Source organism: Pseudomonas muyukensis (assembly GCF_019139535.1).
Classification (GTDB): Bacteria; Pseudomonadota; Gammaproteobacteria; order Pseudomonadales; family Pseudomonadaceae; genus Aquipseudomonas; species Aquipseudomonas muyukensis.
This window is the reverse complement of sequence record NZ_CP077073.1, coordinates 1756171-1774345: the sequence shown is the minus strand read 5'-3', so window position 1 is coordinate 1774345 and position 18175 is coordinate 1756171. Positions and strand designations below refer to the sequence as shown.

Genomic DNA, 18175 nt, shown 5'->3' with positions numbered 1-18175 from the left:
CCCGTGCACGGGCTGCCGCACGAGGGGTTCCATCCAGCGGCCTTGTTCCGGGTGATAACGCTGAGCTTTATGTACCGCAGCCAGCGGCCCTGTTCCCACTTTAATGAGGCCCTTCTCCCACAACAGGAAGCCCTCATGAACCACACGCAACAGGCCAATCAGTGGCTCAGCCGCTTCGAAGTCGCCATCACCTCCAACGCCAACCGTGTCTTCGCCAATGGTCGTCAGCAAGTCGAGATCACCCTGAGTATCGAACCGCGCAAAGGCCAGGAGATCACCGCCGAACAGCTTGCCACCCTGCAGCTTGTCGTCCTCGATGACGACGGCATCCCACGCGACTTGCAAGGCGATCTCCAGGTCAGCGACCAGCGTGATCCCCGCTTCGTCTACCATGCCGCCTCCGGTGCGGCGCCCAGCGCCCTGCTGCAGTCGACCCCACGCACCCTCCGGCGGCGCTTCTATGTCAGCTCCACCCTCGCCGGCGGCACGCTGAGCACCCTGTATGCCGGCATCTGGAAAGACCCCGAGACGCATTTCGAAACCACGCGCGCGCCCTTCCAGTCCTCCGTGATCATCGAATCCATTGCAGCGCCCGAGCCGCATATTTCAATGTTCAATCTGGAACTGGAGAAGACCCGCGAAACCTACCACGTAGAAGGTGCTCACGATGATGAGTTCGAGTACCAGATAGGCCACTTCGGCTGCAGCGACCCGCGCAACAGCATCGTTGAGAGCCGCGCCCATGCCACCCCCTCCGGCGAAGCGTTCTACTGGCGCCATAACTGGGAGCATGTGCTGATTTCGTTTACCGGCACCAACGACTACAGCCAGCAATGCCACGTGACAGCCCATGGCGTGAACGAAACGGTCGAGTTCGACACCGCGCAGGCGCAGCGGCGCTTGCGCAACCGCCCCAACCACATGAGCCTGAGCCTCTACCATCGGCGTTTCTACCGCCGCCATTACAGTGACCGGGCAGAACATGCCAGCCGCTGGACCGTGCTGGACAAGCATGGCAACGCCTATGGCATCGAGTTTGTCGCCACCGAGTCAGGTAGAAGCGCCACCTTCCGCCTCACCCAGGCCCAAGCCTGATAGCCGACAGCAGAGCCTCGCAATGAGGCTCCTTTCACCCTTCATGTTTCAGAGACGCTCAGCATGTCAAGCCTGCATACCCAGGCCAGTAATTTCCTGGACTTCATGAAAACCGGTGTGGATCACCGTACCGGCCAGTTCACCCTGGCGCTCACCCTGCCGCTGCCACCTGCCAACCAACTCAACGGCCCTGCACTCTCGCTCACCCTTGCCTTCAGCGTGCTCGGCTCCAGTACCAACAGAGGCTATGGGCTGGGCTGGTCCCTGTGCCTGTCCGAGTTGGACAGGCACAGGCTCAGGCTCGCCTCCGGCGAACAGTACGCCATCGATCAAGAAGCCTCTACTTTCGCGCCCGGTTGCCCATTGCACTTCATTGACCAGAAACTCAAGACGCTGCGGGTCACCCTGCAGGACGATGGCGATTATCGAGTGGACAAGAAGTCCGGCGAGCGTGAATTCCTTCGTGAACAAGAGGCCAGTGGCCGCTACCTGGTCGAGGAAATGCATTCCCCCCAGGGCCATCGGCTGTTTATCGACTGGGCGCCCTACGGCAATGCCGGCGACTTCATTCTCCAGCGCATCCGCGATGAGCAACGCGACCTGCTGAGCCTGGAGCATTTTGCCGATGAGGTGGCGCTGAGCGTCAATCCGCACACCAGCGAGGCAGCGCTATTGCGCCTGGTGCTGAGCAATGAGCGGCTGGTCGAGATCCACCTGCCCAACGTCGACACCCCCATCAGGATCGACTATGACGCAGAGCCCCTGGCCGATGGCTCGCGGCTGCTGTTGCCCCGTGAGGTGCACAGCCCGCTAGGGGCGCATGACACCATCACCTGGGCGACCGGTCGCCAGGGACACCACCTGCCCGTCGATGCCCCGTTTGCCTACTTGCCGCGGGTACTGTCATGGAACCATGACACTGGCACGCCGGGTAACCAACGGCTACATGCTTATCAATGGCTCGGCACCACCAACTACCTGGGTTTTGCCAGCCAGCAGGCCTTCTCCTGGCAAACCGGACGCGACAACCTGTATCAGGTCGAACACGAGTATCGCTACCAGTGCATCGAAACCCTCACCGATGGCAACGGGCAGGACCTGGGCAGCATCGAACGGGTATGGGACCGCTTTCACCTGCTGGTCAGCGAAACGACCCGCCTGGGCAACCACGAAACACGCAAGGACACCCACTATGGTGTCGACCCCAAGCTCACCTGGGAACAGCAGCCTCCCTGCTGCCAGCTCCCTCACAAGGTCCGTACCACCTGGGTCGACCATGGCGACGACGGCGCCAGCCGCACAGAAACAACGCTCTACCGTTACGACGACTTCGGCAACATCACCTACACCCGCTACCCGGGCGGCATTGAAGAGTTCAACCTCTACTATCCCGCCGAAGGTGCCGAAGGTTGTCCGCCGGATCCACTGGGCATGGTCCGCTCGCTCAAGAAAAACACCACCCAGCCTGCCCAGGCGCCTGGCAACGCGCCCATCCTGAGCACGGCATACACCTATGAACTGCTCCCCTCGCTGATCCAAGGTGCGCCTGCGCACCTGGTGGTGGCCAGTGAACGCTTGCTGGACGAACAACGAGGGCAGGTCCTGGAACATACCCGCCAGTCGTACATCAGGACGCCAGGCATCGCCTACGGACGCGAAGCGCTGAGGATCACCGAGCTCAACGGCAAGGCCACCACCACCCACTATCAGTACGCCGCCACCGACGACGAACGGCTCAGCACCACCACCATCAGCGGCTTCGAGAACGACGCAGAGAATCAGGCCAGCGAGACCGTCGCGCAGTCCTGGCTGAGCGGCCAGACCACCTGGGTGCGTGATCGCGCTGGCGTCTGCACCCGCTACCAGTACGATGCCCTGGGCCGCATCACGCGTACCGTCCATGCGGCGGACAGCCCTTACCAGACGGAGCAGACCACCCGTTATCACCTGGACGACAGCCTGGCGCGCGAGGTCCGCGCCAACCCTCAGGACAACCCGGTCATGGTCGAACAGACCGATGCCAGCGGCTGCCGGCACCGACAGTGGCTCGACGGTGACGGCCGCGTCGTGCGACAGGAACGCGAGGCCCTCGATCATGCCCCCGGCACCTTCCGCGAGATCCTGCTCGCTATCTACGACGCCCTGGGTCGCCCCATCAGCCGGACCCGACAGGACTGGTACGGCACGGACGCCAGCAGTGTACTTACCCTGACCAGTACGACAGCCTACGACGACTGGGGCCAGCCCGTGCTCAGCATCAGTCCTGACGGCATCAGCAGCCATCAGCACAACGACCCCATCAGCCTGCGCAGCGAGCAATGGCAATCGGTGGGCGGCGTGTCAGGGCCAAAGCGGGTGGTGGTCCGCGATACTTCGGGCGCGCCCATCGAACAGCAGCACTGGACCGCCGCTGGAGAGCGGGTCCGCACCCACAAGCAGGTGCGTGACGGCCTGGGCCGGGTCATCGAGGAACACATCGAGGCCGCAGGCAGCCCCACCCTCATCACCACCTACGGCCATGACCACTACGGGCGCATCACCCGCAGCAGCAAGCCCGACGGTACCGGCCTGGCCTGGGCATTCGCCGCCCACAGCGATGCCGAGCATGTCGAATCCATCACTGTCACCCCCGCACAGGAGCAGCAGCCATGACTGCCATACCGATCGAAATTGGCCGTCAGACCTTCGACGGACTCGGCCGCCAGCGTTCGGTCAGCGTGACCGGCCGTACCACCCACTACCACTACCAGCCAGGGCAGTTGCCGCCCACGGCCAACACCTTGCCCGACGGCAGCCGCGTGGCTTACAGCTATGAACCACAGTTGGGCAATGCCCTGCTCGGCATTCAGGTCGACGGCAACCCCGGGGAGCGCCTGAGCTATCACCCACACCTCGGTCGACCGATCCAGGCCACCGGCCGCCACAGTGAACACGCCTGGCACTTCACCCCATCCGGCCAACTGCAACGCGACAGCTGGACCGTGGACGGCCAGGTCCACAGCACCCACTGGCGCCATTCGCTGCTCGGCCAGTTGCTCGGCTTCACCGATGCCGCCGGCACGCAACACACGCGCGAGCACGATGCCTTCGGCCGGATCCACCGCGTGCAGGCCGGCGAAGTCCGCACCACGATCAGCTATGACGCGTTTTCACGGCCGGCAATGGTCATCAGCGAGGACCTGGCCAGCGCCAGGACCCTGAGCAAACACCTGGAATATGACAGCTTCGGCCGCGAAGCCCGTTGCACCTTCAACGTCAGCGAAGCCGGCCAGAGCCACGCGTTCGTCCAGACGCTGGCCTACTCCAACCTCGATCAATTGATCTCGCGCACCTGGGAGCAAGACGGCGCGATAACCGAGGAGCATTTCGCCTATGACCTGCGCGGGCGCCTGGTGCACTACAGCGCCAACGCGCACGCCGGCCCGCAAGATCCGTTCGGCAACACCCTGGTCGAGCAACGCTTCGCCTTCAACCACCTCGATGGACTGCGCGAAGTCATCAGCACCTTCACCGACGGCAGCACCGACACCGCCACCTTCCGCTACGCCGAAACCGATCCCACCCAAGTCATTGCGATCGGTCATACCCATCACAGCTGGCCGGCCGAAATCACCCTGACCTATGACGCCTGCGGCCAGGTGGTCGGGGACAGCCTCGGCCGTCAGTTGACCTGGAACGACCAAGGCCGCCTGGCCAGCGTCAGTCTTCAAGGCAGTACCTGTCACTACCGTTACACCCCCAGCGGCCAACTGTGCGACAGAGTGGTCGACGGCAACCTCACCCGCGGTTTCCACAGTGGTACGCAACTGACTCACGAGGAACGGCCAGGTGAACGCCTGGAGCTTGCCGGTGACGGCACCACCCTGTTCGCCGCGAACCGGGTAGCGGGTGGGGTGCGCCAGACCACCCTGCTGGGTTGCGACACCCAGGGAAGTGTCCGCCTGGAAGCCGGCGCCCACCTCAGCAGCCGCCACTACAGCCCCCATGGCGCAGAAACCGGACAGCCGGGGCATAGCCGCTTCGGCTTTTGCGGGCAGCGACGCGAACCGCTGACCGGCTGGATCATCCCCGCCGGCTACCGCCCCTATGACCCCGTACTGATGTGCTTCCTTGCCCCCGACAGCGAAAGCCCCTTCGGCCGTGGCGGGATCAATCCCTATGCCTATTGCGGGGGTGATCCAATCAACCGCAGCGATCCTGACGGGCACAGCTGGCAGACCTGGGTCATGGCCGGCGTCGGCATCGCCGCTGGGATACTCGCCAGCGTCGCCAGCCTGGGTACGGCTGGCGCCGCCCTTGGCGCCATCCTGGCCGGGGGCACGATGAGCGCCAGTGGCGTCCTGGCCGTGGCCACGGCGGCCCTGAATACCCTGTCAGTGGGCACCGGTATCGCGTCCATGGTGTTGCAGGCGCAAGGCGCAGATGAAAAAGCCGCCAGTGTCCTGGGCTGGGTCTCGCTGGGGACCGGCGCGGCCAGCCTGATAGGCGCGGCCAGCAGCCTTGGCAGCCGGTCGCTGGCGCATTACGCCAAAGGCGCTACCCAACCGCAAGGCGGCACGGCGGTCAGGGCCATCAGCAAGCCGACGCACTGGATCAAGCGCAGCGCAGTACTTTATGCCAAGTCCAGCGAGGCCGACGACGTCGTCTGGCACACCAACCTCTGGGGCAAGAACATCAGGGCATTCGAAACCCACGGCAGCCCAACGGGCCATTTGCTGAACGCCCAGGGCCAGGTGGAGGCTGCGGCCCAGCTCGCCCTGCGTGAAATAGCACCTCGTCTGACCGATCTTCCCGCCGATGTCCCTTTCGTCCTGCTGGCCTGTCATGGCGGCAAGAGTGGCGCGGCACAGCAGATTGCCAATGTTCTGCAACGGCCAGTGTACGGCTATGACCATGCAATCTTCGTCAAACGTGCGCAGTGGATGCAGCACCTGTGGGTCGATGACGCCGGGACCTCGATCCCTACGCAGGTGGCGGCGAGCTCGCGCTTGCAAGGCCCGCTGCCGGCGGGTCGCGAACTGGCGGCGGGCAGGTTGTACTTCCCCCGCAAGTAACCTTGGCATCGGCTCGGCGGCGCGCAGCCATGGGGCTGGATGCTGGATCAGAGCGGCAGGGGCTTGAGCCAGAAGGACATGATCTTCGCCGAATGCGTGGGCTGGTCCAGATCGCGCCAGCGGTACGTCGTGCGTAACGATGGCTCCTGCAGGAAGCCGCGATTGCGCCAGAACCCCTGCAGCGGCTTGTAATCCACCGGCCGCTGCGGGTGCCCGGCCGGGCGCTCCACGGCACAAAAGGCACACGCCTCGAACTCGACCAGCTTGTGGGCATAGGATTCACGCTCGATGAAAAAGCGCACGCCCAGGCCCTGGCCGCGATAGGCCGGTAACAGGACCGATCCACCGAAATAATAGACCGATGCCGGATCACGCCCCTGGCTCAGGAACGGTTGCTGGAACTCGGCCACTTCGTCCACCAGTGGCAGGCCAGTAGCGGCTCCGACCAACTGGCCGCCATCCAGGGCCAGCACCACCAGGCTACGCCCCGACTCGGCGTAGCTGGCCAGGTGCTTCACTTCGTGCGTCAGTGAACCGTCGTGAAGGTAGGGAAACTCGCGAAACACCGTCAGGCGCAAACGTGCGAGTTCATCGATGTAAGGCGCGATGGCCGCGCCATGCAGCAGGCGAATTTCCATGCGGGTCGGGCGTCCTGTCGATGGCTATGACTGAGGTCCACCCTAGCACCCACCCTGCCCTGCGGCCTTTCCCCTGCGCGACAGGTATTTCTCCATGACCGCTACCCTGGCTCAACCCGGGTAGCAGCGGCCTCGAATCGCGAAAGGCCGCGTCTACAACTTTGAACGGTGTCGCTCAGGAGATACGGGTACCCAGCACTTTCAAAAACGCCGCCAGCCACGCCGGATGCGCAGGCCAGGCCGGCGCCGTCACCAGGTTACCGTGCACATGCGCCTGGTCTACCGCGATATCGATGAACGTGCCACCGGCCAGGCGCACTTCCGGCGCGCAAGCCGGGTAGGCGCTGCATTCGCGCCCTTCCAGCACGCCAGCCGCCGCCAGCAACTGGGCGCCATGGCACACCGCGGCGATGGGCTTGCCAGCCTGGTCGAAAGCCTTGACCAGCTCCAGCACCCTGTCGTTCAGGCGCAGGTACTCTGGCGCGCGGCCACCGGGGATCAACAACGCGTCGTAACGTTCGGCGCGCACCTGGACGAAGTCGTAGTTCAGGGCGAAATTGTGCCCCGGCTTCTCGCTGTAGGTCTGCTCGCCCTCGAAGTCATGGATCGCCGTGCGCACCGTCTGCCCGGCAATCTTCTCCGGGCACACGGCATGGACGGTATGGCCGACCATGGCCAGGGCCTGGAACGGCACCATCACCTCGTAGTCCTCCACATAGTCGCCCACCAGCATGAGAATCTTCTTCGCCGTCATCGCATCCACTCCTTCGGTTGTCTGGGAACAATCCCAGCACGATAGTCTGCTTTGCCTGGCGGCGATATACGCCGCTAGTCGCGGCGATTCAGCAGGTTGGCCACCAGCCGGTCAAGCCAGCCCCACAGCCGCTGCTGCACCCGCCGCGACAACGGCCTGGCATGCCAGCGCGCCAGGTCGACTTCCTGGCTCTGGGCGAAGTCGCGTTCGAAGCTCGCGACCACGGCGGCGCTCAGCGCAGGATCGATGGCCTCGACATTGGCCTCGAGGTTGAAACGCAGGTTCCAGTGGTCGAAGTTGCACGAACCGACGCTGACCCAATCGTCCACCAGCACCATTTTCAGATGCAGGAAACACGGCTGGTACTCGAAGATCCGTACCCCGGCGCGCAGCAGCCGGGGGTAGTAACGATGCCCGGCATAGCGCACCGCCGGGTGGTCGGTACGCGGCCCGGTGAGCAGCAGGCGCACGTCGATGCCGTTCTGCGCGGCCCGGCGCAGCGAGCGGCGCACGCTGAAGGTGGGCAGGAAGTACGGCGTGGCCAGCCAGATGCGGCGCTGGCCGCTGTTCAGTGCGCGCACCAGCGCATGCAGGATGTCCTTGTGCTGGCGGGCGTCGGCATAGGCCACCCGGCCCATGCCCTGGCCCTGGGCCGGCACTCGCGGCAGGCGCGGCAAGCCAAAGCCCTCCGGCGGGCGCCAGGCGGTGCGGCGCTGGTTGGCGTGCCACTGGCGGTCGAACAACAGTTGCCAGTCGGTGACGATCGCCCCCTCCATGCGCACCATCACTTCGTGCCATTCGCTGGTGTCGGCGTCGGGTGTCCAGAATTCGTCGGTGATACCGGTGCCGCCTACCACCGCCCAGCGCTCATCCACCAACAACAGCTTGCGATGATCGCGGTACAGGTTGCGCAAGCCTCGGCGCCAGCGCAGGCGGTTGTACCAGCGCAGGTACACGCCCGCCGCCAGCAAGCGTTCGCGCAAAACCGTGGGAAACGCCAGCGAGCCATAGTCGTCGAACAGGCAGCGCACCCGCACGCCGCGCCGCGCGGCCTGCTCCAGCGCCTCGACCACCGCCTCGGCGCAGGCACCGCCCTCGACCAGGTACAGCTCCAGGTCGACCTGGAACTCGGCGCGCACGATCGCCAGGAGCATGCGCGGAAAGAACGCGGGGCCGTCGATCAGCAGTTCGAACTGGTTGCCATCCCGCCAGGGGAAGACCGGCCCCGGCATGTCAGCGGGCGGTGAAGATCAGTACCGCGCTCACCGGCACCGATGGGTTGATCGACTTGAGCCCGGCCAGCTTGCGCAGGTTTTCCAGGCCCGGCAGCAAACCGAAATCCGCTGCCCGCAGGATCAACGGCTCCAGGGTCACCACCTGGAAGCGCCGTTCGTCCAGGCGCGTGGCCAGCAACAGGGTGTTGTAGCTGCGGGTCTGGCCGTGCAGGGTAACGCTGACCGGCAGGCGCAGTTCCAGTTGCGCGCCGTCGGCCAGGTCGTTGATCGGGCGCAGGTCGATCTGCGCCTGCACCCTCGCCTCGGGGAACTGCTCGAAGGCGAACAGGTGGTCGCGCATGCGCTCGTCACGCAGCGGGATGCCACTGCTGATCGAGTCCATCTCGATGCTCACCTCGGCCGCGCCCTTGCGGTCGACCTTGCCGTGCAGCACCAGGAAACGGCTGACCTCGGCGATATTGCCGTTCTTGCCGGTGACGAACGACAGCCGTGAGGATTCGCCATCCAGGTGCCAGTTGGCCTGGGCGGGCAGGCCCAGGGCCATGAACCATGGAAGCAGCAGGGAAGGCAGCAGGCGGGACGGCTTGAACATGTGAAATCCTGTGAATCGAGGCCGTCAACCTTACCCGCACGGTTTCACGGCAGCAAGCGGCAGCCGGCGCGCGCCCCCTGCCAGGCGGCCTGGTTGCGCTGGCCAAGGCCCTCGGCGCTGACCAGGCGCCGGGCGCTGTCCTCCTCCAACAGCCCCAAAGGCAGGTACTGTTCTACATAGCCGCGGCAATAGGCTGCAGTGAAACCCATGACGAACCGGCACGAGCAGTACTCCTTGGCCGAATACGCCGAGAGGATGCCAGGGAAATCCGCCAGTGCCTGACGCTCATGCCAGGCCCAGGCCAGCAACGCCAGCACCAGCACCAGCAGCAGCCGCTTCATGCGCCCTCCCCAGCCACGGCGGCCAGCACGCGCTTGAGCAGTTCGTTATGGCTGTAGCTGCCGTCGCGGTCATCGGCGTAGCGCACGATCACCAATTTTTGCGCTGGCAGTATGTACAGCGCCTGCCCCCAGTGGCCCAGGGCGGCGAAGGTGGCGCTGGGCGCATCCGGCCAGGGCCGCGACTGGCCGGGCAAGGGCTGGTTCAGCCACCAATGGCCGCCGGGGTTGGCTTGCCCAGGGATGGCTTGGGCAGCGCCGAACAGGGTGCGGTTGAACGCCACCCAGTCCGCCGCCAGCAGCTGCCGTTCGCCCCAGCGTCCGTCGCGCTGCATCAGCAGGCCGATGCGCGCCAGGTCGCGGGCGCTCAGATACAGGTACGAGGAGCCGACATAGGTGCCCGTGGCATCACGCTCCCAGGTCGCGCTGTCGATACCCAGCGGGGTGAACAGCGCCTGCCAGGGGTAGTCGGTATAGTCCCCCTCCCCGAGCATGCCGCGCAGGGTCGCGGCCAACAGGTTGCTGTCGCCGCTGGAATAGACGAAGCGCGTGCCCGGCGGGCTGCTCGCCGGCATGGCGGCGGTATAGCCGGCCATGTCGTTGCGCCCACGGGTATAGAGCATGGCCACCACCGACGATTTCAGCGGCGCGTATTCGTAGTCTTCCTGCCAGGCCAGGCCGCTGGCCCAGTGCAGCAGGTCGGCCAGGCGCAGCGCGGGGTGCGGGTGCAAGGCCGGGTAGTAGCGCGCGGCCGGGTCGTCCAGGCTGAAACGCCCTTGGCCATGGGCCACGCCCATGACGGTGGCCAGCACGCTCTTGCTCACCGACCAGGTCAGGTGCGGGGTGTCGGCGCGGGTGGGCGCGGCGTAGCGCTCGTGGAGGATGCAGCCATCGCGGATGATCAACAGGGCATCGGTGCGAATACCGCCGCGCTCGGCGTCACGTGGCGGGAAAGCGTAGGCGTCGACGGCTCGCCAGTCGAGCGCGGCGGGGTCGACTGGCCATTGCGCGGTGGGCCAGTCTTCGGCCCAGGCCGGCGTGACGAGCGTGATCAGGGCAAACCAGAGTGCCTTCATGGGACGCATCTGCAGGGGCTGCTTCGCAGCCCAGGTTCAAAGGTTTCCCCAGCGTCTCACGCGTTCATGACAATCCGGCGGCAGCCCAGGCCTTGGCCAGGCGCTGGTCGCGCGCGGCGCTGGCCAGGGCCAGCACGCCCTGGTCGCGTTGCCACAACTGCGCCCACTGCCCAGGCCCATTGGCCAAGGCCTGGTCGATTTCGCCGCGCAGCCCGTGGAACTGGGCGAACAGCCCACCCAGCAGCAGGTGACAGGCGATGCTGTCGGCGCATTGCCGGCTGCCCTCGGCGCAGCCAGCCAACAGCGCCAGCAGGCGCAAACGCAAGTCCTGCGGCCAGCCACACTCCTGGGCGACACCATGCAACCAGCCGACCAGCGCGGCGAGCACGTACAAGTCTTCGAGGGAGCGGAACGGCTTGACGTAGGCATCCCAGCCATCACCGGCGAGCAGTTCGCAAGCAGCCCCCTGCAACAACAGGCGGCCGTGGCCGACCTCGGGCATCAGCGGCAGGGTCGGCAAGGCTTCGAGGGTCACGCCGGGCTCGCCCGGGTAGACCACCGCCAGTTGCAGCCGGGGCGCATCGCCCGACGCTTCGTGGCGCGCCGCCACCAGCAACCATTCGGCCTCGAGGCCGGCCGTGACGAAGTCCTTGCTGCCGGTCAGGCGCAAGCCATCGAGACGGGTGTGCATGTCCGCCGGGCGCACGCTGCGCCGCTCGGTCGCGCACAACGCGCCCAGGCTAGGCGGCGCACTGGGCCAGAGCACCCGCAGGGCGGCCTGGTAACCGAGCAGGAAAGCCAGGCCGGGGGTGGCCATGGCGCGCCCACCGAGCACCGCCAGTTCGAACGGGGCCGCCGTGCCCAGGCGCGCCAGCACTGCCGAGTAGGTTTCACCGAGGGTCGCCGCCAGCGGCTGACGCAGAGGGTCGTTGAGTCGTTGCAACCAGGCCATCGCAAGCTCCTTTGAGGGGTGTCACGCAAGCATCACCAAAGATTCACGGGGGTGACACCACGCGTACCTAGGCTGACTTTGCACAACAAAGCCGACCGGCCGCAACCCTTTGGCTGGCTTATGGAGACTCGCAATGACCCGGATCGCTCGCTCTGGCGACAACAGCACTGAACGCCGTCTGCAAGCCGAACGCCTGGTCGGCGCCGCGGCCCTGCAGGAAGCGCAGGCCCTACGCTTCAAGGTGTTCAGCAGCGAATTCAAGGCCAAGCTCAAGGGCGCCGAACACGGCCTGGACATGGACGACTACGACATCCACTGCCGCCACATCGGCGTGCGCGACCTGGGCACCGGCCAGTTGGTCGCCACCACCCGCCTGCTCGACCACCAGGCCGCCAGCAGCCTGGGGCGCTTCTACAGCGAAGAAGAGTTCGCCCTGCATGGCCTGCGGCAACTGCAAGGGCCAATCCTCGAGCTGGGCCGCACCTGCGTCGACCCAGGCTACCGCAATGGCGGCACCATCGCCGTGCTCTGGGGCGAACTGGCCGAAGTGCTCAAGGAAGGGCGCTACAGCTACCTGATGGGCTGCGCCAGCATTCCCATGCAGGACGGCGGGGTACAGGCCCACGCGATCATGCAGCGCCTGCGCGAACGCTACCTGTGCACCGAGCACCTGCGCGCAGAACCGAAGCACCCGCTGCCGAGCCTGGCCCTGCCGCACAACGTCATCGCCGAAATGCCGCCGCTGCTCAAGGCTTACATGCGCCTGGGCGCGAAGATCTGCGGCGAACCGTGCTGGGACCAGGACTTCCAGGTCGCCGACGTGTTCATCCTGCTCAAGCGCGACGACCTGTGTCCTCGCTACGCCCGCCACTTCAAGGCGGCGGTCTGATGCCCGGCCTGCGGGCCGGCGCCCGCCTGCTGAGACTGTGCCTGGTGTTGGCCCTGGGCGTGGCCATGGCCACGCTGATCGCCGCGGGCGAACGCCTGGGGCTACGGGCCTCGGTCGAGCGCCGCCAGCGCTGGACACGGCAGTTCATGCAACGCCTGGTCCGGGCCCTGCCGTTCAATGTGCGGGTGCAGGGCGAGCTGCCACAGCGGCCGATGCTGTGGGTGTGCAACCATGTCTCGTGGACCGATATTCCGTTGCTGGGCATGCTCACCCCGCTGTCGTTCCTGTCCAAGGCCGAGGTGCGCCACTGGCCGCTGGCCGGCTGGCTGGCCGAAAAGGCCGGCACCCTGTTCATCCGCCGTGGCGGTGGCGATGGCCAGCGCCTGCGCGAGCAGATCAGCGGTCAGTTGCGCGAACAACGGCCGCTGCTGATCTTCCCTGAGGGCACCACCACCGACGGCCGTACCTTGCGTACCTTCCATGGCCGCCTGCTGGCCGGGGCCATCGACCAGGGCACGCCGGTGCAGCCGGTGGCGATCCAGTATTGGCGCGCAGGCCAGCCGGATCCGCTTGCGCCGTTCATTGGCGAGGATGACCTGCTTTCGCACCTGATGCGGCTGTTTGCCCAGGACCGTGGCGAGGTGGTGATCCAGTTGCTGGCGCCGCTGCACAGTGCCGGCAAGGAGCGCGCGGCCCTGGCGTTTCAGGCGCAACAGGCGATTCACCTGGCGTTGTTCGGGTTCGAGGAGGTTGAGCTGCGGCGGGTGGGGAAGGCGGCTTGAGGGGGAGCGCTGCAATGGGCTCGCCGAAACGCTTGCAGCGCCTGTTAGATCGAGCGCCGCCCGCGCGGCGCTCGATCTAACAGGCGCTGAATCTTTTTCGTCAAACACCTTGGCGCCCCCCTGCTACCTCTATTCTCTCCCGGCCTCGGCAAACGCCTGCAACTGCGGATAGAACTCACGAAAATCCGCCAGTAACGGCTCATACAGCCGCTCCAGCTCATCGACCATCCCATCCATCCCCTCAGGCCGCGACAAGCGCCGGGCAATGCCGCGGAACACCTGCTCCAGCGTGGCGAAATCGCCATACGCCCCCAGCCAGTCGTCCGCAGCCATGAAGGGTGCGATCCGCGCCAGCCGCCCAGGTAAATCGGGTTCAGCCAGCAGCACCCGGTAAAAATGACCGGTAAACACCCCCAGCGGCTGCTCGGCATAATCCGCCCAGTGCCGCGCCAGGCAATGATCGAAGAACACATCCAGGGCAATCCCGGCAAAGCGCCGCCGCTCACGCGGAAAACGCGCCAGCGCCGCCAGCACCTGTGGGTGGCTGTCGGTGTAGCGGTCGATATGCCGGTGCAGCCGGATCGCGGCTTCCAGCGCCGGGGGGAAACGCCCCTCCAGTGCGCCCTTGACGAAATCGCCATACAGGCTGCCGAGCAATTGCTGCGGCGCGGGGCCGCCTAGGTGAAGGTGCGCAAGGTAGTTCATGGCGCCAGTCTAGCACCGCGCCGGACATCGCCAGCAGGCCCCTATATAGCGTTTCATGCTCAGCTCAGTGCGCCTTGTCATTTGTATATCGCTAGATAGCGATATATATTTCGCCCCATCGCGATATAGCGTTACACACCCCGAGCCCAGCCATGCCACTCGATCTCGACGAAATCATCAAAGCCCTCTCGCACCCAGTGCGGCGCGACATCCTCAGCTGGCTCAAGGACCCTGCGGCGCAGTTTCCCGACCAGCAGCACAGCACCGAGCATGGTGTCTGCGCCGGACAGATCGACCAACGCTGCGGCCTTTCGCAGTCGACCGTCTCCGCCCACCTGGCCACCCTGCAACGCGCCGGCCTGATCAGCAGCCAGAAGATCGGCCAGTGGCACTTTTTCAAACGCAACGAGCAGACCCTCCAGGCCTTCCTCGCGCAACTGAGCCAAACGCTCTGACAAGGACCCGCAATGCCCCTTTCGCTTCTGATCCTGGCGCTCAGCGCCTTCGCCATCGGCACCACCGAGTTCGTCATCATGGGCCTTTTGCCCGATGTCGCCGCTGACCTCGGCGTGACTATCCCCGGTGCTGGCTGGCTGGTGACAGGCTACGCCCTGGGCGTGGCCATCGGCGCGCCGTTCATGGCCCTGGCCACCGCCCGCCTGCCCCGCAAGGCCGCGCTGGTGGCGCTGATGGGCGTGTTCATCGTCGGCAACCTGCTGTGCGCGGTGGCCGCCGATTACAACCTGCTGATGTTCGCCCGGGTGGTCACCGCGTTGTGCCACGGCGCGTTCTTCGGCATCGGCTCGGTGGTGGCCGCCAGCCTGGTGCCGGCCAACCGCCGCGCCTCGGCCGTGGCCCTGATGTTCACCGGCCTGACCCTGGCCAACGTGCTCGGCGTGCCGCTGGGTACCGCCCTGGGCCAGGTGGCCGGCTGGCGCTCGACCTTCTGGGCAGTGACCGCCATCGGCGTGGTCGCGCTGCTCGGCCTGATCCGCTACCTGCCGCGCCAGGGCGAGGAGCACCGCGTCGACATGCGCGCCGAACTGGCCGCGCTCAAGGGCATCGGCCTGTGGCTGTCGCTGGGCATGACCGTACTGTTCGCCGCCTCGATGTTCGCCCTGTTCACCTATGTCGCGCCGCTGCTGGGCGATGTCACCGGCGTTTCGCCCCGTGGCGTGACCTGGACCCTGCTGCTGATCGGCCTGGGCCTGACCCTGGGCAACATCCTGGGCGGCAAGCTCGCCGACCGCCGCCTGGGCGCCACGCTGATGGGCGTGTTCGCCGCCATGGCCGTGCTCTGCACCGTCCTGAGCTGGACCAGCGTCGCCCTGGTGCCGGCCGAGATTACCCTGTTCCTTTGGGCCACCGCGGCTTTCGCTGCGGTACCGGCCTTGCAGGTGAACGTGGTGACCTACGGCAAGGCCGCGCCGAACCTGGTGTCCACCCTCAATATCGGCGCCTTCAACCTGGGCAATGCCCTGGGCGCCTGGGTTGGCGGCAGCGTCATCGCCCATGGCTTCGGCCTGACCCGCGTGCCCCTGGCCGCGGCGGCACTGGCGGTGCTGGCGCTGATCGTCACCCTGATCACCTTCAGCCAGCGCGGCGGCGACGCCGAGCTGGCCACCGCCTCCCACTGATGTTCACGAGACGCTGCCCATGACTACGCTGTTCGACCCCATCACCCTGGGCGACCTGCAACTGCCCAACCGCATCATCATGGCGCCGCTGACCCGCTGCCGCGCCGACGCAGGCCGTGTACCCAACGCGCTGATGGCCGAGTACTACGTGCAGCGCGCCAGCGCCGGGCTGATCCTCAGCGAGGCGACCTCGGTGACCCCGATGGGCGTCGGCTACCCCGACACCCCCGGCATCTGGAACGACCAGCAGGTGCGCGGCTGGAACAATGTGACCAAGGCCATCCATGCCAGTGGCGGGCGAATCTTCCTGCAGCTGTGGCACGTCGGGCGGATTTCCCACCCCTCTTACCTGAACGGCGAAGCGCCGGTGGCGCCCAGCGCGATCCAGGCCAAGGGCCATGTCAGCCTGGTCCGCCCCTTGAGCGACTACCCGGTGCCACGGGCGCTGGAGACCGAGGAAGTCAGCGATATCGTCGAGGCTTACCGCAGTGGCGCCGAGAACGCCAAGGCCGCGGGTTTTGACGGCGTGGAGATCCATGGCGCCAACGGCTACCTGCTCGACCAGTTCCTGCAGAGCAGCACCAACCAGCGCAGCGACCGCTATGGCGGCTCGCTGGAAAACCGCGCCCGGCTGCTGCTGGAAGTCACCGACGCGGCCATCGAGGTGTGGGGCCCTGGCCGCGTGGGCGTGCACCTGGCGCCACGGGCCGACGCCCACGACATGGGCGACGCCGACCGCGCCGAGACCTTCAGCTACGTGGCACGGGAGCTGGGCAAGCGCGGCATCGCCTTCATCTGCTCGCGGGAGCGAGAAGCCGACGACAGCATCGGCCCGCTGATCAAGGCCGCCTTCGGTGGCCCGTACATCGTCAACGAGCGCTTCGACAAGGCCAGCGCCAACGCCGCCCTGGCCAGTGGCAGGGCCGATGCCGTGGCCTTTGGCATCCCCTTCATCGCCAACCCCGACCTGCCGGCGCGCCTGGCCGCCGACGCGCCGCTCAATGCGCCGCGCCCAGAGACGTTCTACGCCAAGGGCCCGGTGGGTTACATCGATTATCCGCGGCTGTGACAGCCACCGGCCCGTAGGCGCCAACTGCTGGCGAACCAGACGACACGGTGTGGATGGCACCGGCTATGCCGGTGTTCGCCGGCAAGGCCGGCTCCTACGGGGCGTGCGACGGCCTGGCCCGTAGGAGCCAGCCTTGCTGGCGAACCAGGCGACGCGGTGTTCGCCGGCAAGGCCGGCTCCTACGGGGCGTGCGACCGGCCTGGCCCGTAGGAGCCAGCTTGCTGGCGAAGCAAGCGACGCGGTGTTCGCCGGCAAGGCCGGCTCCTACGGGGTGTGCGACCGGCCTGGCCCGTAGGAGCCAGCCTTGCTGGCGAAGCAAGCGACGCGGTGTTCGCCGGCAAGGCCGGCTCCTACGGGGCGTGCGACCGGCCTGGCCCGTAGGAGCCAGCTTGCTGGCGAAGCAAGCGACGCGGTGTTCGCCGGCAAGGCCGGCTCCTACGGGGTGTGCGACCGGCCTGGCCCGTAGGAGCCAGCCTTGCTGGCGAACCAGGCGACGCGGTGTGGATGACACCGGCCTCGGGCTCGGCTCAGGGCCGGGCGTTGATCTGCTGCTGCAGGTTCTGGATCTGGCTCTGCAAGGTGCTGATGTTACGGGTGGTCTGGCCACGGAAAGCATCGAACTCCTGCACCGAGGCACCGCCGGCCGCTGGCGCCGGGCGGTTGTCGACCTGGCTCTTGAGCACCAGCACATCCTGCTCCAGGCTGGCGATCGCCGCGCTCGGATTGCCCTGCTTCTTCAACGCCGCCACCTCGTTGCTCAGGCTCTTGAGCTGGCCATCCAGCTTGCCGCCGTCCACCTGCCCCGACTTCAGCGCCGTCAACTCGGCGTTCACCGCCTTGAGCTGAGCCTGCAACTGGCCCTGCAACTCGGTCACGGCTTTTTGCTGCTCGCGGGTGTCGGCCAGCACCTGCTCCAGGCGCTTGCCCAGGTCGCCCGCCTGGCCAGCGACGCCCTGCTGCTGCTTGCCCTGCTCGACCAACGAGGCCTGCAACTGGCGAATCTGCAGCTTCAACGCCTCGCTGCCGGTGCTGTTGCTCGACTCGCTGGCCTCGACCTTGCCGCTGATCGCCTGCAACCGCCCGGCGGCTTCTTCGCTGATGCGGGCGAAGCTTTCCTGGGTGGCGATCAATTGCTGCTCCATCAGCGAAATCTGCTGGAAGCTCCACCAACCCAGCCCCGCCAGGGCAATGAACGAGGCGCCGAGCAACGCCCACAGTGGCCCATTGCTGCGGGGACGCACCGCCTTCTGGCGGCTGCGCGCCACGTGGGCAGGCAACAGTTCGTCATCATCAGGGGTGCCGGCTCGCAGGGTGGGCACTTCGTCGAAATCGTCGTGGGCGTCATTACGCATGGATGTA

17 protein-coding genes are annotated in these 18175 nt (G+C 66.4%); 8 read left to right on the top strand and 9 right to left on the bottom strand.

Translation table 11 applies throughout. The features are described 5' to 3' along the window. The first annotated feature begins 135 nt into the window (after positions 1-135). The 3 genes from KSS95_RS08020 (at position 136) to KSS95_RS08010 (ending at position 6149) form a co-directional block, all read left to right on the top strand. Positions 136-1095, top strand: coding sequence for a hypothetical protein (locus KSS95_RS08020; RefSeq protein WP_217853114.1), 960 nt, complete (start codon positions 136-138; stop codon positions 1093-1095). A gap of 63 nt (positions 1096-1158) precedes the next feature. Next, complete coding sequence (locus tag KSS95_RS08015) at positions 1159-3747, top strand: RHS repeat domain-containing protein (RefSeq protein WP_217853112.1); 2589 nt, start codon at positions 1159-1161, stop codon at positions 3745-3747. Beyond that, on the top strand, positions 3744-6149 hold the full coding sequence (locus KSS95_RS08010; protein WP_217853110.1) for an RHS repeat-associated core domain-containing protein: 2406 nt from the start codon (positions 3744-3746) through the stop codon (positions 6147-6149). The genes KSS95_RS08015 and KSS95_RS08010 overlap by 4 nt, the downstream gene beginning before the upstream one ends. A gap of 47 nt (positions 6150-6196) precedes the next feature. Here KSS95_RS08010 and KSS95_RS08005 read toward each other — a convergent pair whose 3' ends face one another. From KSS95_RS08005 to KSS95_RS07975, 7 genes are all read right to left on the bottom strand, one after another. Continuing rightward, on the bottom strand, positions 6197-6787 hold the full coding sequence (locus tag KSS95_RS08005) for a GNAT family N-acetyltransferase (protein ID WP_217853108.1): 591 nt from the start codon (positions 6785-6787) through the stop codon (positions 6197-6199). 175 nt (positions 6788-6962) lie between these two features. After that, positions 6963-7541 carry a DJ-1/PfpI family protein gene (locus KSS95_RS08000; RefSeq protein WP_217853106.1) on the bottom strand — a complete coding sequence of 193 codons (579 nt, stop codon included), beginning with the start codon at positions 7539-7541 and terminating at the stop codon, positions 6963-6965. 74 nt (positions 7542-7615) lie between these two features. Then, entirely contained in the window at positions 7616-8773 is a 1158-nt protein-coding gene (locus KSS95_RS07995; protein WP_217853104.1) for a phospholipase D-like domain-containing protein, read from the bottom strand. Between the two features lies 1 nt (position 8774). Then, entirely contained in the window at positions 8775-9368 is a 594-nt protein-coding gene (locus KSS95_RS07990) for a YceI family protein (RefSeq protein ID WP_217853102.1), read from the bottom strand. Between the two features lie 44 nt (positions 9369-9412). Then, positions 9413-9709, bottom strand: coding sequence for an amidase (locus KSS95_RS07985; RefSeq protein WP_217853100.1), 297 nt, complete (start codon positions 9707-9709; stop codon positions 9413-9415). Further along, the gene (locus KSS95_RS07980) at positions 9706-10782 is read right to left on the bottom strand and encodes a serine hydrolase domain-containing protein (protein ID WP_217853098.1); all 1077 of its coding nucleotides are present in this window, start codon (positions 10780-10782) and stop codon (positions 9706-9708) included. The genes KSS95_RS07985 and KSS95_RS07980 overlap by 4 nt, the downstream gene beginning before the upstream one ends. A gap of 64 nt (positions 10783-10846) precedes the next feature. Beyond that, the gene (locus KSS95_RS07975; RefSeq protein ID WP_217853096.1) at positions 10847-11734 is read right to left on the bottom strand and encodes an acyl-CoA dehydrogenase middle domain-containing protein; all 888 of its coding nucleotides are present in this window, start codon (positions 11732-11734) and stop codon (positions 10847-10849) included. Positions 11735-11867: 133 nt separating this feature from the next. On the opposite strand from KSS95_RS07975, the gene olsB reads away from it, so the two are divergent. Together olsB and KSS95_RS07965 are read left to right on the top strand one after the other, a co-directional pair. After that, positions 11868-12623: an L-ornithine N(alpha)-acyltransferase gene (gene olsB, locus KSS95_RS07970; protein WP_217853094.1), complete on the top strand. Its 756-nt coding sequence runs from the start codon at positions 11868-11870 to the stop codon at positions 12621-12623. After that, entirely contained in the window at positions 12623-13405 is a 783-nt protein-coding gene (locus tag KSS95_RS07965) for a lysophospholipid acyltransferase family protein (protein WP_217853092.1), read from the top strand. The genes olsB and KSS95_RS07965 overlap by 1 nt, the downstream gene beginning before the upstream one ends. Positions 13406-13534: 129 nt before the next feature. Here the strand turns inward: KSS95_RS07965 and KSS95_RS07960 are convergent, their stop codons facing one another. Continuing rightward, complete coding sequence (locus tag KSS95_RS07960; protein WP_217853090.1) at positions 13535-14110, bottom strand: acyl carrier protein phosphodiesterase; 576 nt, start codon at positions 14108-14110, stop codon at positions 13535-13537. Positions 14111-14262: 152 nt separating this feature from the next. Between KSS95_RS07960 and KSS95_RS07955 the strand changes: the two genes are divergently transcribed. The 3 genes from KSS95_RS07955 to KSS95_RS07945 are packed head-to-tail and all read left to right on the top strand — an operon-like array spanning position 14263 to position 16816. Continuing rightward, complete coding sequence (locus KSS95_RS07955) at positions 14263-14565, top strand: ArsR/SmtB family transcription factor (RefSeq protein WP_217853089.1); 303 nt, start codon at positions 14263-14265, stop codon at positions 14563-14565. A 12-nt stretch (positions 14566-14577) separates the two neighbouring features. Next, a complete protein-coding gene (locus KSS95_RS07950) occupies positions 14578-15747 on the top strand; it encodes an MFS transporter (protein WP_217853088.1) in 1170 nt (389 codons plus the stop codon). Positions 15748-15766: 19 nt separating this feature from the next. Next, entirely contained in the window at positions 15767-16816 is a 1050-nt protein-coding gene (locus tag KSS95_RS07945; protein ID WP_217853087.1) for an alkene reductase, read from the top strand. 527 nt (positions 16817-17343) lie between these two features. On the opposite strand, the gene KSS95_RS07940 is transcribed toward KSS95_RS07945, so the two are convergent. Continuing rightward, complete coding sequence (locus KSS95_RS07940) at positions 17344-18168, bottom strand: ATPase (RefSeq protein ID WP_217853085.1); 825 nt, start codon at positions 18166-18168, stop codon at positions 17344-17346. Between the last annotated feature and the right edge of the window lie 7 nt (positions 18169-18175).

Bases quoted from the DNA above. Each gene is read 5' to 3' on its own strand.
- KSS95_RS08020 (WP_217853114.1), top strand. From the start codon at position 136: ATGAACCACACGCAACAGGCCAATCAGTGGCTCAGCCGCTTCGAAGTC.
- KSS95_RS08015 (WP_217853112.1), top strand. From the start codon at position 1,159: ATGTCAAGCCTGCATACCCAGGCCAGTAATTTCCTGGACTTCATGAAA.
- KSS95_RS08010 (WP_217853110.1), top strand. From the start codon at position 3,744: ATGACTGCCATACCGATCGAAATTGGCCGTCAGACCTTCGACGGACTC.
- KSS95_RS08005 (WP_217853108.1), bottom strand. From the start codon at position 6,787: ATGGAAATTCGCCTGCTGCATGGCGCGGCCATCGCGCCTTACATCGAT.
- KSS95_RS08000 (WP_217853106.1), bottom strand. From the start codon at position 7,541: ATGACGGCGAAGAAGATTCTCATGCTGGTGGGCGACTATGTGGAGGAC.
- KSS95_RS07995 (WP_217853104.1), bottom strand. From the start codon at position 8,773: ATGCCGGGGCCGGTCTTCCCCTGGCGGGATGGCAACCAGTTCGAACTG.
- KSS95_RS07990 (WP_217853102.1), bottom strand. From the start codon at position 9,368: ATGTTCAAGCCGTCCCGCCTGCTGCCTTCCCTGCTGCTTCCATGGTTC.
- KSS95_RS07985 (WP_217853100.1), bottom strand. From the start codon at position 9,709: ATGAAGCGGCTGCTGCTGGTGCTGGTGCTGGCGTTGCTGGCCTGGGCC.
- KSS95_RS07980 (WP_217853098.1), bottom strand. From the start codon at position 10,782: ATGAAGGCACTCTGGTTTGCCCTGATCACGCTCGTCACGCCGGCCTGG.
- KSS95_RS07975 (WP_217853096.1), bottom strand. From the start codon at position 11,734: ATGGCCTGGTTGCAACGACTCAACGACCCTCTGCGTCAGCCGCTGGCG.
- olsB (WP_217853094.1), top strand. From the start codon at position 11,868: ATGACCCGGATCGCTCGCTCTGGCGACAACAGCACTGAACGCCGTCTG.
- KSS95_RS07965 (WP_217853092.1), top strand. From the start codon at position 12,623: ATGCCCGGCCTGCGGGCCGGCGCCCGCCTGCTGAGACTGTGCCTGGTG.
- KSS95_RS07960 (WP_217853090.1), bottom strand. From the start codon at position 14,110: ATGAACTACCTTGCGCACCTTCACCTAGGCGGCCCCGCGCCGCAGCAA.
- KSS95_RS07955 (WP_217853089.1), top strand. From the start codon at position 14,263: ATGCCACTCGATCTCGACGAAATCATCAAAGCCCTCTCGCACCCAGTG.
- KSS95_RS07950 (WP_217853088.1), top strand. From the start codon at position 14,578: ATGCCCCTTTCGCTTCTGATCCTGGCGCTCAGCGCCTTCGCCATCGGC.
- KSS95_RS07945 (WP_217853087.1), top strand. From the start codon at position 15,767: ATGACTACGCTGTTCGACCCCATCACCCTGGGCGACCTGCAACTGCCC.
- KSS95_RS07940 (WP_217853085.1), bottom strand. From the start codon at position 18,168: ATGCGTAATGACGCCCACGACGATTTCGACGAAGTGCCCACCCTGCGA.